Here is a 14,588-nt window from a genome sequence, read left to right on the forward strand (position 1 = left end):
GAGTAAAGCACTGCGCACTGGTTCCATTAATATGCTAAATAAGTGAGAGATTTTTATTCAAAGTTTAAATAAAAGTCTCTCGTTATTTGTTTAAAGCCCGCCGTGTATTGCCCTGCTTCGTCGCGAATTACTAGTTTTTCGAACTTCGTAGATTCCGCTTTTGAAGCGCTAATAAACTCCAATAAGATTAAATAAGGTGCTTTTTTCGGGGTGCTCTGAACCTTGTATTGGCGCGCCAATTGCAAGTTCATGGCCGCTAATTCAGAAACAATTGTATCCTGTGCTTGTATTGGTGCAACCACCGCAATTCGACCATTTGGCGCAAGTAACTGAGCGGCCCGTTGTAACCACACTCGCCAAACATCGCCTGTGCCCTGACGTGCCAATTCACGCTCTTTGCTGGCGCTCGCCAGATGGTTGGCGAAGTACGGTGGATTCATGACGATGAGGTCGTACTGATTCTCACGATAAGCCGCGGTTGTGACATCACCTTGTGTGATCATGATTTTGTCGGGCCACGGCGATGCCAACGCATTCTGTTGTGCTTGAATGGCAGCGCGTGCATCGAGTTCAATCGCCTCAATTTTTGCTGATGCCGTGCTTCGTTGCGCCAACATTAATGCAAGAATGCCACAGCCGGTGCCCATATCGAGTATGCGTTGCGCCATATCGACCTCAACCCAAGCTCCGAACAGCAGGCTATCGGTGCTAACTTTCATCGCACATTGGTCATCTTTCAGGTAAAATTGCCGGCATTGAAAGCCCATAGGCTTCTCCGTAAGAAATTTGCGTACTACTTATCCGTAACGACAGGAACTAAGCATGACACCCGATTGGGAACAATTAGAACTGGATGACGAGCTCATCGATGTTCTCAAGGCTGCTGACATTAACAAGCCAGCGAAAGTACAGCAAGCAGTTATTCCGGCAGCTCTGGATGGTCAAGACTTATTAGTCAATTCACCAACAGGTACTGGTAAAACGCTCGCATTTTTATTGCCGGCTATCCAACACCTCTTGGATTTCCCTCGTCGCCAACCTGGTTCAGCACGCATTCTTATTTTGGCACCAACACGCGAACTGGCACAGCAAATTGCTGAACAGGCCGACGCTTTTGGTGAAACAACAGAACTCAAAACGGTACTCATTACCGGCGGCGTAAATTACGGTTCGCAGCATCAGCAACTCCAAGCGAGTCACGATATCTTAGTCGCAACGCCAGGACGTTTGCTTGATTTGATTGGCGCTGACCAATACGAGCTTGAAAACGTTGAATGGCTGGTTATTGATGAAGCTGATCGTATGCTCGACATGGGCTTTAGTAGTGCCGTGAAACAGCTGGTTAATGAAGCGCGTCACCTGAAGCAAACATTACTGTTTTCCGCCACACTTGAGAGTGCTGGGGTGAAGCGGTTCTCTGCCGAAATTCAAAAAGAACCACAGCACATTACTGTGGAGCCGCCGAAGCGCGAGCGCGGTAAAATCTTACAGCGTTGGTATCAAGCCGATACTGCTGAGCACAAGTTGAAGCTGCTTGAGCGTGTGTTAGCCGAAAATACCGGGCGCCGAATTGTCTTCGTTCGTACCCGTGAGCGGGTTGAAGAGTTAGCGGGCAAATTACAGTCAGCAGGTATCAAAACCTTAACGCTGCGCGGCGACATGCCACAATCCGATCGCCAGCGTATTATTGCGCGCATGGAAAAGTTTGAAGACAGCACCCTAATCGCAACGGATGTGGCTGCTCGGGGTATTGATGTTGAAGATGTTGAGTTAGTGGTGAACTTCGATTTGCCGAAGACAGCCGACGTTTATTTGCACCGAATTGGTCGTACTGGTCGCGCTGGCAAATCTGGTTTAGCTATTGCTTTGGTTGAAGCGCACGACGCTGAATTACTTGGTCGTATTGAACGCTATCAGAAAGTCAAACTTGAACGTCGCGTATTCGACGATTTAAGACCGCAATATAAATTCCCAACGCCGGGAAAAGCCAAGAAGAAAAAGGCCAAGAAAAAAGAAGCGAATAAAAAGAAAGCGAAGTAATTTACTTCGCTTTTTTCTTTTGACGAGATTGGTTGCGGCGAAACCCCCAGTAAGCCCATGCATAATACGTTGAAGCACCTGCAGCATCAGCTACGAGATCGCCAACGCTCGCGCTTCGATACGGTAACATTCCTTGAACCCACTCAATGGCGACACCGTATAAGGTAAGGACAATCAACGCCGCCCAAATTGGTATCGGGAAAGCACGATGAAACGTCAACGCCAACACAAAAAACGCCACAAAATGTACCACCTTGTCAGCATTCTCAAAGCGCGGTACTTGGTTGCTTGATACTTGCATTAAAAATGCTGCAGACAACCCAATCAGTACGATTAAAAATATAAGCCGCGCGATGTTTCTTGACGTCATTTACTATCCTTACTGCTATCGTCTAAATGATTTGGTTTACGTTTTACTTACTTCTTCACCGGCGGCTGATAAACCGCCACGTTCTGATATCCTTGCTCTTGTAGATAAAGCGCCTGCAATTTACTCATAACGCCTTTCTCGCAATACAGTAAATAGGTTTTACTATGATCCAAGTCGGCAAAGGCCGTTGCCAGTTTAAAAAACGGAATATGCCGCACCACAATATCGTCTTTCGGTGCCACAAAAGGCTTATTATCCACTTCGTCCTGGCTGCGAATATCGATGATTTCATGAGTCTCGCTTGTGACGCTCTGCACCGCGTCCACTTTTTGCACGCGCTGCTCAGTGGTCTCGCCAATTTGGCTCACATCTTCAACCCGCGATTGACGCACCACCTGCTTAATTAACTCGATATCGAGTTGGCTCTCCGCTTCAGCTAAGGCATCACGTTGCGCTTTCACGGTCGGCTTATTCGAAATGACACCACAGTATTCTGGCATACTTCGCGCAAAGTCGGCGGTGCCAATTTGTTGCGCAATGTTAATGATCTCTTGCTTATCCATGGTGATTAATGGGCGCAGTACCAGTTTGTCAGTGGCCTCATCAATCACACTTAAGTTGCTTAAGGTTTGGCTCGAAACCTGACCTAACGCCTCGCCCGTCACAATGGCTGCCGTGTGTAAATTATTAGCGACAATCTCTGCTGCTCGCAGCATTTGACGCTTCAACACCACGCCCATTAAGCCGTTATCAACTTTGGTCAGTATTTCTTCAACCACCGGCGCAAAATCAATGCTAATAAACTTCAACGGATGTGAACTGGCGTACTGTTGCCATAAATAATAGGCCGTTTGCCGAACACCCGTTTCGTGTTGCGCACCACCTAAGTTAAAGAAGCAAAAGTGTACGCGGGCGCCACGGCGAATTAATTGAAAACTGGCCACACTTGAGTCAAAACCGCCAGAGAGTAAGCTCAGCACAGTTTCTTGTGTTGGCAACGGGAAGCCGCCTAAACCTTGCTCTTTGTGACCAAATACTCGAACCACATCATGGTCAATTTCAACGCGAACTTCCACGTCGGGCTTCTTCAAGCTCACCTTACTGCCAGCGCAGTGTTTCAATATGGCGCCACCTAAATAACGCTCTAAATCGAGTGAGCGAAACGGGTGCTCGCCTTTGCGTTTCACCCGAACCGCAAAGCTCTTGCCTGGAATAATATCCTGCCAACACGCCAACACTTCATCCATGATTGGGGTGAAGTCGGTCGGATCGCCTTCCGGCAGCGGTAACTCGTGCGAACGGCTGAACCAAGAAATACCGGGTATTTTTTGTAAAATCTCACTGACCTGATTCGCATCTTGATGTGCGTCATCGGCCACAACGACTTCAATTCGATCCCAACACCAGATCACCTTGGCGTTTACATCGTTACGTCGCAAGATACTTTTCAGATTATTTACCAGTACCTTGCCATAGCGCTTCCGAACGCCTTTACTTTTAATGGTGATTTCTGCGTGCAATCGAACTATAAATTTCATGAGATTATTTGATGCCGTTACTGTTACTGAGTGTAAAAAGGCGGCATTATACCTGATTTGACCACACTGCGGAATCAAGGTAACTTGTGCGCCATTATTCCACGTAGCTACTGGATACCAAGCCTTATGAGTGATTTGTCATTTGAACAAGCCATGCAACAACTTGAAAAAATTGTTGTGCAGTTAGAACAGGGTGAGTTGCCACTTGAACAAGCGCTTGAGCAATTCGAACAAGCGGTGAAGCTATCTCGTCTTAGCCAACAAAAATTGCAGCAAGCCGAACAAAAAGTCAGTCAACTGCTGCAACAGCAAGGGCAAGAAACACTCGCGCCATTTCAATCGAACGCTGAGGATGAAGCGTGAACCTAGCGCAACAGCTCAACGATACGAAAGAACATATTAATCAGTACCTATCACGCCTGCTGCAAGAACGCGTTGCGATAGCCCCACGCTTGAACGAAGCGATGCACTACGCACTGGTGTTAGGTGGCAAACGTGTGCGACCGTTTCTAACCTTGCATGTTGGTGCGTTATGCGGCGCGGATCAGCATAGCTTAGAGCGCGCAGCTGCAGCGGTAGAATGTATTCATGCTTATTCGTTGGTTCATGACGATTTACCAGCCATGGATAATGATAGCCTGCGACGCGGGCATCCAACCTGTCATATTGCGTTTGACGACGCCACCGCGATTTTAGCCGGTGATGCGCTGCAAACGTTAGCTTTCGAACTATTGAGCAGTCCGGATAAGAAGCTCAACCCAAATCGCCAACTGGAAATGATTCATGTATTGGCCGACGGCAGCGGTGATCGCGGTATGTGCGGCGGTCAGGCGCTTGATTTAGCTGCAACCGGTAACGCCGTGCCAGAATCTGAGCTGGCTCAAGTACATATACATAAAACCGGTGCACTTATTCGTGCCGCGGTACAATTGGGCGTTTTAGCAGGGCATGATGACGCCCAGTCTTATCGCGCGCATTTTGACGCCTTTGCACATTATTTAGGGCTTGCTTTTCAAGTACGCGATGACATTCTGGACGTCATCGGTAATACTGAATCTCTCGGCAAAACCCAAGGCAGCGATATCCAAGCCAACAAAACAACCTATGTTAGTATACTGGGCTTAGAAGGCGCGCAGCAGCGCTTGCACGATTTACACCACAAAGCGCTTCATGCGCTGGGCAAAATTCCTTACAATACCCAATTATTGGAAGCATTCGCAGATCATCTGCTGAACCGGGATCATTAATACATGTCGTTATCTAGTAGTCACTCAGCCGCTTCAACACCGTTGTTGGACAGCATCAATACACCTGCAGACTTACGTTTATTGAACGAACGTCAGTTACCGCAGTTATGTGCAGAAGTGCGCGAGTTTCTATTAAACTCGGTGAGCCAAAGTAGTGGTCACCTTGCTTCAGGCCTAGGCACCGTCGAACTGACCGTTGCGCTTCACTATGTGTATTCGACACCACATGATCAGATAGTTTGGGACGTTGGTCACCAAGCCTATCCTCATAAAATATTAACCGGCCGCAAAGATCGTTTGCATACCATTCGACAAAAAGACGGGTTACACCCATTCCCTTGGCGTCCTGAAAGTGAATACGATACGTTGAGCGTTGGTCACTCGAGCACATCTATCAGCGCGGCTTTGGGCATGGCTATTGCTGCGCAGCGCAATAACACCCAGCAAAAAGTGGTCTCGATTATTGGCGATGGCGCGATAACCGCAGGTATGGCGTTTGAAGCGCTGAACCACGCCGGTGATATCAAACCCGATATGTTGGTGATTCTGAACGACAACGACATGTCCATTTCTGAGAACGTTGGCGCCCTGAATAACCACTTAGCACGGGTACTTTCCGGTAAGGTGTACACCTCGATTCGTGAAGGTGGCAAGAAACTACTGCAAGGCATGCCGGGCATTTCACATCTAGCCAGCCGTGCTGAAGAACACATGAAAGGCATGGTGGCACCAGGAACTATCTTTGAAGAGCTTGGTTTTAATTATATTGGCCCAATTGATGGCCATGACGTGAATTTGCTGGTTGATACGCTGCGTAACATGCGTAGTTTGAAAGGCCCACAATTTTTGCATATCGTCACGCGCAAGGGTAAAGGCTACGCGCCCGCTGAAAAAGATCCAATCGGTTACCACGGGGTACCGAAATTTGACCCGTCGCAAACTTCATTACCAAGCAAAAAAGCGTCAACACCGTCGTATTCAAAAGTATTTGGCGATTGGCTCTGCGACATGGCCAATGTTGATGAGAAGCTCATGGCGGTTACCCCTGCCATGCGTGAAGGCTCAGGCATGGTTGAGTTTTCACAGAAGTATCCGCAGCAGTATTTTGACGTAGCCATTGCTGAGCAACATGCAGTGACCTTCGGTGCCGGTCTCGCCATAGGCGGCTACCATCCGGTTGTTGCTATCTATTCAACGTTCTTGCAGCGCGGCTATGATCAATTGATTCACGATGTGGCGTTGCAGAATTTACCTGTATTGTTCGCCATTGATCGTGCCGGAATTGTTGGCGCGGATGGCCCAACCCATCAAGGCGCTTTCGATATCAGTTATATGCGTTGTGTGCCGAACCTCGTCATTATGACGCCAAGCGACGAGAATGAATGTCGCAATATGTTGTTTACTGGGCATATGTATCAAGAAGGTCCAGCAGCGGTTCGTTACCCGCGAGGTAACGGCACCGGCATTGCCATGGATGAGCAAATGCAGAAGCTTGAAATTGGTAAAGGACGCATGGTTCGCCAAGGCAAAAAAGTCGCGATTTTAAACTTCGGAACGCTTTTAACTGACGTGATGAGCTGTGCTGAAGCTATTGACGCGAGCGTTGCTGATATGCGTTTCGTCAAACCTTTGGATACTGCGTTAATCGATGCGTTAGTCGCCGATCACGATTTGCTAGTGAGTGTTGAAGAGAATGTCATTGCTGGTGGTGCTGGTAGTGCCGTTAGCGAATACTTAGCGCAACAAGGTAAAATTGCACAGATGCTGCACTTAGGGTTACCTGATGAGTTTATTAAGCACGGTAGCCAAGAAGAGATTCGTGCTGAATTGATGCTTGATGCTGCAGGCTTAGAGGCTCAAATCAAGCAGCGCATGGACACCATGTAAGACAATGGCGCTGGCCGCACCGGCCAGCAAGTCATCCACCATAATGCCCGCCCCGCCTTTTAAGTGACGATCACACCAGCCAATTGGGCCTGGCTTCACGATGTCGAGAAAGCGAAAGAGAATAAACGCGCCAAGTACGTTATACCAAGTAAATGGTAAGGCGATCATAGCGATCATATAGCCGGCTATTTCGTCCCAAACAATGGCAGGGTGATCATGCACACCCAGCGTTCTTGCGGTATAACCACATATCCACAGACCGCCGATACTGGCAATCAGCGTGATGATGGTATAAGTCAGTAGGCCGGTAAATTGCATTGCGTATACCAACGGTATCGCGGCAAGGGTACCAAATGTTCCGGGTGCTTTTGCTGCAAGTCCACTGCCAAAACCAAAGGCTAAGCAATGAATGGGATGCAGCAATAAACGTTTCATAAATTACTCAGCAGACGTATCGGCTAGGGGTCGGAAGTGTTCAAATCCGTGGGTGATATTGGGTAATTGCCACGGTTCATCATCATGCAGTAATTGAATTACTTCAGCTTCACTGGTAATACGTCCAATGCATACAGGTTTACTTGGGCTATGCGCTGTGACTGTATCAAACAAACCACGTTGCGTTTCCGGAACGGTGAAAAGTAACTCATAGTCATCGCCGCTCGTTAATGCATAGGCGAGCGCTTGTTCTTCGGAGAGGCTTTCAGTTAATGCCAGCGAAAGTGGCACTTCATCAACACTGACGCGTGCGCCAACGTGCGATGACTTTAGAATATGCCGTAAATCGGCAAGTAAGCCGTCAGAAACGTCGATAGCGCTGCTGGCAATGCCTCGAAGCGATTGCCCTAAGGCAACACGAGGGGATGGAAAATAAAGACGCTCTGTGAGCTTACGTTGGTAATCTGGGTTCAGTTGTTGGCGATGCTGACGCGCTGCTAGCGCCAGTCCTGCGTCGCCGAATGTACCACTCACATAAATCCAGTCGCCTGGCTTCGCACCGCTACGTCGTAGCGCTTTACCGGTTGGCACAAACCCATGCGCAGTCACTGTTACCGAAAGAGGCCCTTGCGTGGTGTCGCCACCAATTAATTGACAGTTGTAGTAGTCGCAAATTTCACGCAAGCCATGGGTAAAACCGGTTAACCAATCTTCGTTAATTTCCGGCAAGGTTAAAGCTAAACTAATCCACGCAGGTTCAGCCCCCATTGCAGCCAAATCACTCAGATTAACCGCTACAACTTTATGACCTAACGCGCGAGCTGGCGTTTCACTATCGAAATGAACACCCTCAACCATGGTGTCGGTAACAATCACTAATTCACTGTTTTCAGGAACACGTGCAATTGCACCATCGTCACCGATACCTAAATCAACGTCATCGCGCTGCGGCAGGCGATGCGTGAAATAGGTTTCGATGAGATCAAATTCGCCAAAGGCCATATAAATAATGCTTACTGTCGTGCAGCACGGAGTGAATCGATTGCTTTATCAAGCACACCGTTTACGAAACGATGGCTATCATCAGCACCAAATGCTTTCGCTAATTCAATGGCTTCATTAATGGCGACTTTGTACGGAACGTCTAAACGCTCACGAAGCTCATAAGCTGCCAAGCGCAATACGGCACGCTCAACTTGGTCAAGATCTTTAAACGGACGGTCTAGGAATGGCTCGAGTGCTTCATCTAACGTCGATGATTGCCCAGCAACACCACGAACTAACGCCAGAAAGTAATCAACGTCTACTTTACTGGTGTCGTTATCAGTTAAAAACTGGGCTTCGATATCGCTCATGCTGTTTTGCGACAATTGCCATGAGTAAATAGCCTGAACGGCAAGCTTTCTTGCCTTACGGCGTGCAGCTGGTTTCATGAAAAACTCTCTTAAATTTGACTCAGAACGTTAACCATTTCGAGTGCGCTTAATGCTGCTTCAGAGCCTTTATTTCCGGCCTTGGTACCGCTGCGCTCAATGGCTTGTTCAATGCTGTCGGTAGTAATGATGCCAAAAGCCACCGGAATTTCATGCTCTAGTGCAACACGACCTAATCCGCTATTACTTTCACCTGCAACGAAATCGAAGTGTGGCGTACCACCGCGAATCACTGCGCCAACAGCGATAATTGCGTCATAACGACCTGATTTCGCCAACTTCTTCGCAGTTAACGGAATTTCGTAAGCGCCAGGAACCCGCACCACTGTAATATCGTCGGCGTTGACTTGACCGTAGTGCTTAAGCGTTGTTAATGCACCTTCAAGCAGGCTATCAACCACAAAATGATTAAACCGAGAAACAACAATCGCAAATTTTTTACCTGGGGCGGCAATTCCGCCTTCAATTACGTTCATGGTTGGATCCTTTTCTAAAAATCGGCGGGATAATAGCACAAATTTGCCAATCAGGCATGTTCTGGATATTTTCCTACTGCGTGAGAGAGTGCTGCTTTGACACGCTGCAGTTCTTCGTCAATGGTACCGGTGATCATAAACGCCGGTGTTATTTCGACAACTTTTCGGGAGAAATCAAGTGCAATCGGTACAACGGGTACCTGTGCAGCTTGGGCTATGTGAAGGAAGCCTTTCTTCCACTCTTGTACTTTCTTACGCGTCCCCTCTGGCGACAATGCCAGAATGAGTTCATCGCGCTGTTGAAATTGGGCGGTCATTTGCTCGACCACACCACTTGCTGCGCGTCTATCGACGGGAATACCGCCTAACCAACGCAGCAAACCATTCACAGGAAAACGAAAGATAGTGTGCTTACCGAGATAACTCAAATTAAGGCCTAAAGCTAACATCGCAAACACCCCAATAAAGAAATCCCAGTTGGAAGTATGCGGAGCTACGGGAATGATGGCTTTTTTAACGTGTGGCAAATCACCGACGACACGCCAGCCACCTAGCAAACGTAAGCCAACTCGCCCTACCCAACGACTAAAGGCATTTCCGCGTAACGGAAATGCCCCTTTAATGTGTTCAGGAATCGACTCTGAATGAGCTGTTGTCATTATTTGTTACTGAGTTAACGCTTCTTGAATTGCTTCAAGTTTTAATTTAATTCGACGAATATTGTCAGGCCCCGTGCGTAACATTTGTTTTTGCGCTGCAGGCAGTGCTTCAAGCGTTGGGTCAGCATAACGATACATTACGCTATCGTCATTTAACTCGATGACAGTTCCTACCGATGGCGTTTCAAGCAGCACATTAATCGCTTCTAACAGCATCTCGTTCGGGTTTTGATCTGGATAGCCAATTTCGCCAAGCGCTTGCTTCACCAGTGGCTTATAACGTTCAAACATCGATACAAGAACGTCGGTATCTAAACTAACAAACCAATCAACCATCGGGTTATATCGATCATAGCTACGAGGGTCGATATAAATTTTGCCATTTTGCTCAAGCACGCGGAACGGTGCGGTTGGGCCAGCAATTGTCGCTTTTTCTCGAATCACTAAACCTTGGCGCAAGTTATCGACAAACACCACGGTGTCACGAATGAGTTGTTGCCCAGAAATCGGCTCAACGTTTTGCTCAGCAGCCTTTAACTCGTCGAGAACGGCACTGGTGCTATTCGCCATGTCTGGCAATGGCACCTCAGGCTCAGGTTCTGGCTCTAACTCAACGGTTTCACTAATTTCAGGGATGGGTTCTGCTGGTGTCGATGGTTCATCTGACTCAACTGCAGGTGTTGTTTCTTCGTTTTGAGTGACCGGTGTGGGCTGTTTTATTTCAGGCTTCTTCGCACTATTTTGCTGTTTCGCAAGATAAAACACCACCACAATTGCTATCGCAAGTAATACGATAACACTAATGATCAACTTACCTTTATGCGTTGACGGTGTTGGTGCTGGTTCTTGCCCGAAATCTCTCATTGCTTGCCCCTTGAACTATTATTTCTGATCGCGCTCAGCACGATAAAAAACCAATTCACTCTCAGTCGACTCATCGGCATTAAAGCGATAGCCGGCTGTATTAAATTGGCGCAGTTCAGCCACTGACTTTGGTTGTTCAGTCATTATAAAACGCGCCATCATGCCACGCGCCTTTTTAGCCCAAAAACTGATGACCTTAAATTCACCATTTTTTTCATCCTTGAATACCGGTGTCACCACTTGCGCATTTAAACGCTTCGGCTGCACACTCGAAAAGTACTCTTGCGAAGCCAAATTGATGACGATCTCCGAATCAATGGCTTCCAAATCTTCATTGAGCATGTCGGTAATTTCGTCGCCCCAAAACTCATATAAAGTACGGCCACGAGCAGTATCTAGCTTCGTTCCCATCTCTAAACGGTAGGGCTGCATTAAATCCAGTGGTCTCAATACACCATATAGACCAGACAAAATGCGTAAATGTTCCTGAGCATACGCAATTGCATCGGCAGATAATTTTTCAGCTGCCAAACCGCTATACACATCACCATCAAATGCGTAAATGGCTGGACGTGCATTATTTTTGGTGAATGGGGTGTGCCACTCGGCAAACCGAGCGGCATTTAAACCCGCCAACTTGTCACTAATTTTCATCAGTTGACTGAGTTGCTGTGGAGACAACGCTTGGCAACGGTCGACTAACTCCTGCGCTCGCTCGAGCATACGCGGTTGCGTGTGTTCTTCCGTCGGCAATGGGCTGTCATAATCCAAGTTCTTTGCTGGTGAAATAACTACAAGCATCGTTCTCTCCACGTTTGAAATGATTTATCCCTATGGTAATGGGTCTAAATCTTCGCCTTCTTTTTCAACTTCTGGTGGCATTAAGTCTTCGCGACTTACACCTAAAGCTAATGCCAGTGAACTAGCGATATAAATTGATGAATAGGTACCAATGACCACACCAAATAATAGCGCGGTTGCGAAACCATGAATCAATTGTCCGCCTAAGAAGAACAATGCAACCAATACCAAGATTGTTGTTAATGAGGTAATCACGGTTCGACTCATCGTATCCGTTAACGCGCCATCAATTGTTTCTTCTGATGTGCCTTTATGGTACTTACGAAAGTTTTCGCGAACTCGGTCACAAACAACAACGGTATCGTTAATGGAATAACCAATCACCGCCAACAATGCTGCTAATACAGTTAGGTCAAACTCTAGACCAAGAACTGAAAATAGCCCAAGCGTAATAATCACATCGTGCGCAAGAGCACCAACCGCACCCAAGGCCAAGCGCCACTCAAAGCGCAGAGCAATGTAGATCAGGATACAAATTAAGGCTGTTAACATCGCTAACCCGCCTTGTTCAGTCAGTTCATCACCTACTTGCGGACCAACGAATTCGATACGGCGCATCTCAACCTGACCGTTCGATTCAGATTGCAACAGGCTAAGAATTTCGTTGCCTAGCTCCTGTGCTTTAACCCCTTCACGCGGTTCAATACGAATCAATACGTCTTGCTGCGTACCGAAGTTTTGCACCACAGCGCCACCAAAGCCATTTGCGTCTAGGGTTTTACGAACCGCCGGCAAATCAGCGGCTGTTTCATAACCAACTTCAATAACCGTACCGCCCGTAAAATCGAGGCCCCAGTTCAGCTGGTTGACACTCAGGCTGACAATTGACGCAACAATTAGTAAGCCGCTCATAAACCAAGCCGCCATGCGATAGCGCATGAATGAAATGGTTTTATTTGTCTTGATAATCTCGTGCATAACTGTCCCCTTCTATACCGACAATTTATCGATGCGTTTGCCACCCCACACAGCATTAATAACTGCACGGGTACCGACAATTGCGGTAAACATCGAGGTGATGATGCCAATTGCTAAGGTGACTGCGAAACCTTTGACCGGTCCGGTACCTACAGCAAACAAAATAATAGCGACAATTAACGTGGTGATATTCGCATCCATAATGGTTGAGAATGCACTGTCGTAACCATGGTGAATGGCTTGCTGCGGGCTACGCTTCGCTTTAATTTCTTCGCGTATTCGCTCAAATATCAGCACGTTCGCATCAACCGCCATACCAACGGTTAAAACAATACCGGCCATACCCGGCAATGTTAACGTTGCGCCTGGAATCATCGACATGACGCCAATGATCAACACTAAGTTCGCGGTAAGCGCAAGGTTGGCAACTAAGCCAAACTTTCTGTAATACAACACCATGAAGAAAACGACGAGAACAAAGCCCCAAACAATGGCTTGTGTACCAAGTGCAATGTTTTCTTTACCTAGGCTCGGGCCTAAAGTACGTTCTTCAACAATTTGAATTGGTGCGATTAGCGCACCAGCGCGAAGCAGCAATGCTAAATTCTGAGCTTCTTGTTGCGAACTAATACCCGTGATACGGAAGTTACTACCCAAGCGTGATTGGATTGTTGCCACGTTGATCACTTCAGCATGACGTTCAAACACAATGCGGTCATTTTCGTCACGTTCGCCGGTGGCCTTAAACTCGATAAACAAGGTCGCCATTGGTTTACCGACGTTATCACGAGTGGCTAATGACATTTTGTCACCACCAGCACCATCTAACGAAATACTCACTTGCGGACGTTGGTTTTCATCAAAGCCCGAAGTCGCGTTGACAATATGGTCACCGGTAAGTATCACATCTTCGCGTAGTAGTGTGTTACCGCCGTTACGGTTAGGAAATAATTCAGAGCCAAATGGCACACGGCCCATTTCAGCATCACGAAGACTATTTTCGTCATCAACTAAACGGAATTCTAAGGTTGCGGTTGCGCCTAAAATTTCTTTCGCACGCGCCGTGTCTTGAACACCCGGCAGTTGCACGACAATACGATCAGCACCTTGACGCTGAACCACTGGCTCGGCGACGCCTAGCTCGTTCACACGATTACGCAAAATGGTGACGTTTTGCGAAATGGCATAATCTTGCGTTTCTTTCAGCTTCGCTTCTGTCATACGCAAGCGCAGTGTTTGTGTCGCTTCTTCTTCAATTAGCGTATAGCCAGGATAACGGTTATCTAAGTACTGCTCTGCCGCTGTGTAATCTTCTGTAGTACGAAGCTCGACCACCACATCAGAATCTTGACGGCGAATGCTCGTTGAGCGAATCCGCTCTTCACGCAGTTCCGCACGTACCGTGTCACGCATTTGATCTTGAATCTTACGCACCGCTTCTTGCATATCCACTTCCATTAAGAAGTGAACACCACCACGCAAATCGAGACCAAGCTTCATTGGTGTCGCACCAATACTGGCGAGCCAATCTGGTGTCGCCGGTGCTAAATTCAACGCCACAATGTAGTCAGTACCGAGCTCACGCAGCAACGCATCGCGAGCTTGTAATTGTTCAACATCGGAATTGACTCGTACCAATATCTGGTCGTTTTCGAGGGTGACACCTTTAGGAGTAATACTTATCTCTTCAAGTGTTTGTTCGACGCGACCTAATGTATCGGTGGTGACTGATGCGTTGCGGCTAGCAGAGATCTGCACAGCATAATCTTCGCCATAAATGTTTGGCAGCGCATACAAGGCAGCTATCGCCAAAATGGCGATAACCATCAAGTTCTTCCAGAGCGGAAACTTATTTAACAC

At 47.5% G+C, this 14,588-nt stretch carries 16 protein-coding genes; 4 read left to right on the plus strand and 12 right to left on the minus strand.

The features are described from left to right. Window positions 1-53: 53 nt before the first annotated feature. Complete coding sequence (locus D3795_RS06285; protein WP_126760281.1) at window positions 54-767, minus strand: tRNA1(Val) (adenine(37)-N6)-methyltransferase; 714 nt, start codon at window positions 765-767, stop codon at window positions 54-56. A 55-nt stretch (window positions 768-822) separates the two neighbouring features. Between D3795_RS06285 and srmB the strand changes: the two genes are divergently transcribed. Continuing rightward, entirely contained in the window at window positions 823-2,040 is a 1,218-nt protein-coding gene (gene srmB / locus D3795_RS06290) for an ATP-dependent RNA helicase SrmB (protein ID WP_156267159.1), read from the plus strand. A 1-nt stretch (window position 2,041) separates the two neighbouring features. On the opposite strand, the gene D3795_RS06295 is transcribed toward srmB, so the two are convergent. Beyond that, window positions 2,042-2,410, minus strand: coding sequence for a VanZ family protein (locus tag D3795_RS06295; RefSeq protein WP_310942450.1), 369 nt, complete (start codon window positions 2,408-2,410; stop codon window positions 2,042-2,044). Window positions 2,411-2,457: 47 nt separating this feature from the next. Further along, entirely contained in the window at window positions 2,458-3,948 is a 1,491-nt protein-coding gene (gene thiI, locus D3795_RS06300) for a tRNA uracil 4-sulfurtransferase ThiI (RefSeq protein WP_156267161.1), read from the minus strand. Between the two features lie 126 nt (window positions 3,949-4,074). Between thiI and D3795_RS06305 the strand changes: the two genes are divergently transcribed. Genes D3795_RS06305 through dxs form a run of 3 tightly spaced genes read left to right on the plus strand, consistent with a single transcriptional unit; the run spans window position 4,075 to window position 7,082 of the window. Next, window positions 4,075-4,311 carry an exodeoxyribonuclease VII small subunit gene (locus D3795_RS06305; protein ID WP_156269002.1) on the plus strand — a complete coding sequence of 79 codons (237 nt, stop codon included), beginning with the start codon at window positions 4,075-4,077 and terminating at the stop codon, window positions 4,309-4,311. Beyond that, a complete protein-coding gene (ispA, locus tag D3795_RS06310; RefSeq protein WP_126760285.1) occupies window positions 4,308-5,195 on the plus strand; it encodes a (2E,6E)-farnesyl diphosphate synthase in 888 nt (295 codons plus the stop codon). The genes D3795_RS06305 and ispA overlap by 4 nt, the downstream gene beginning before the upstream one ends. A 3-nt stretch (window positions 5,196-5,198) precedes the next feature. Further along, complete coding sequence (dxs, locus tag D3795_RS06315) at window positions 5,199-7,082, plus strand: 1-deoxy-D-xylulose-5-phosphate synthase (protein WP_156267163.1); 1,884 nt, start codon at window positions 5,199-5,201, stop codon at window positions 7,080-7,082. Here dxs and D3795_RS06320 read toward each other — a convergent pair. The 9 genes from D3795_RS06320 to secD are packed head-to-tail and all read right to left on the minus strand — an operon-like array spanning window position 7,044 to window position 14,588. Next, window positions 7,044-7,517 (minus strand): phosphatidylglycerophosphatase A family protein, encoded by a 474-nt coding sequence (locus D3795_RS06320; protein ID WP_156267164.1) that lies wholly within the window; start codon window positions 7,515-7,517, stop codon window positions 7,044-7,046. The genes dxs and D3795_RS06320 overlap by 39 nt on opposite strands. 3 nt (window positions 7,518-7,520) lie before the next feature. Beyond that, the gene (gene thiL / locus D3795_RS06325; protein WP_156267166.1) at window positions 7,521-8,519 is read right to left on the minus strand and encodes a thiamine-phosphate kinase; all 999 of its coding nucleotides are present in this window, start codon (window positions 8,517-8,519) and stop codon (window positions 7,521-7,523) included. A gap of 11 nt (window positions 8,520-8,530) precedes the next feature. Beyond that, the gene (gene nusB / locus D3795_RS06330) at window positions 8,531-8,950 is read right to left on the minus strand and encodes a transcription antitermination factor NusB (protein WP_156267168.1); all 420 of its coding nucleotides are present in this window, start codon (window positions 8,948-8,950) and stop codon (window positions 8,531-8,533) included. Window positions 8,951-8,961: 11 nt separating this feature from the next. Further along, window positions 8,962-9,426 (minus strand): 6,7-dimethyl-8-ribityllumazine synthase, encoded by a 465-nt coding sequence (ribH, locus tag D3795_RS06335; protein WP_092858436.1) that lies wholly within the window; start codon window positions 9,424-9,426, stop codon window positions 8,962-8,964. A gap of 50 nt (window positions 9,427-9,476) precedes the next feature. Beyond that, window positions 9,477-10,085 (minus strand): lysophospholipid acyltransferase family protein, encoded by a 609-nt coding sequence (locus D3795_RS06340; protein ID WP_156267170.1) that lies wholly within the window; start codon window positions 10,083-10,085, stop codon window positions 9,477-9,479. Between the two features lie 6 nt (window positions 10,086-10,091). Beyond that, window positions 10,092-10,949 carry a DUF3014 domain-containing protein gene (locus tag D3795_RS06345; protein WP_156267172.1) on the minus strand — a complete coding sequence of 286 codons (858 nt, stop codon included), beginning with the start codon at window positions 10,947-10,949 and terminating at the stop codon, window positions 10,092-10,094. An 18-nt stretch (window positions 10,950-10,967) separates the two neighbouring features. Then, window positions 10,968-11,750 (minus strand): peroxide stress protein YaaA, encoded by a 783-nt coding sequence (yaaA, locus tag D3795_RS06350; RefSeq protein ID WP_156267174.1) that lies wholly within the window; start codon window positions 11,748-11,750, stop codon window positions 10,968-10,970. 30 nt (window positions 11,751-11,780) lie between these two features. Next, the gene (secF, locus tag D3795_RS06355) at window positions 11,781-12,728 is read right to left on the minus strand and encodes a protein translocase subunit SecF (RefSeq protein WP_156267176.1); all 948 of its coding nucleotides are present in this window, start codon (window positions 12,726-12,728) and stop codon (window positions 11,781-11,783) included. 12 nt (window positions 12,729-12,740) lie between these two features. Beyond that, window positions 12,741-14,588 (minus strand): protein translocase subunit SecD, encoded by a 1,848-nt coding sequence (gene secD, locus D3795_RS06360; protein WP_156267177.1) that lies wholly within the window; start codon window positions 14,586-14,588, stop codon window positions 12,741-12,743.

This window comes from Pseudidiomarina andamanensis, from assembly GCF_009734345.1.
Taxonomy (GTDB): domain Bacteria; phylum Pseudomonadota; class Gammaproteobacteria; order Enterobacterales; family Alteromonadaceae; genus Pseudidiomarina; species Pseudidiomarina andamanensis.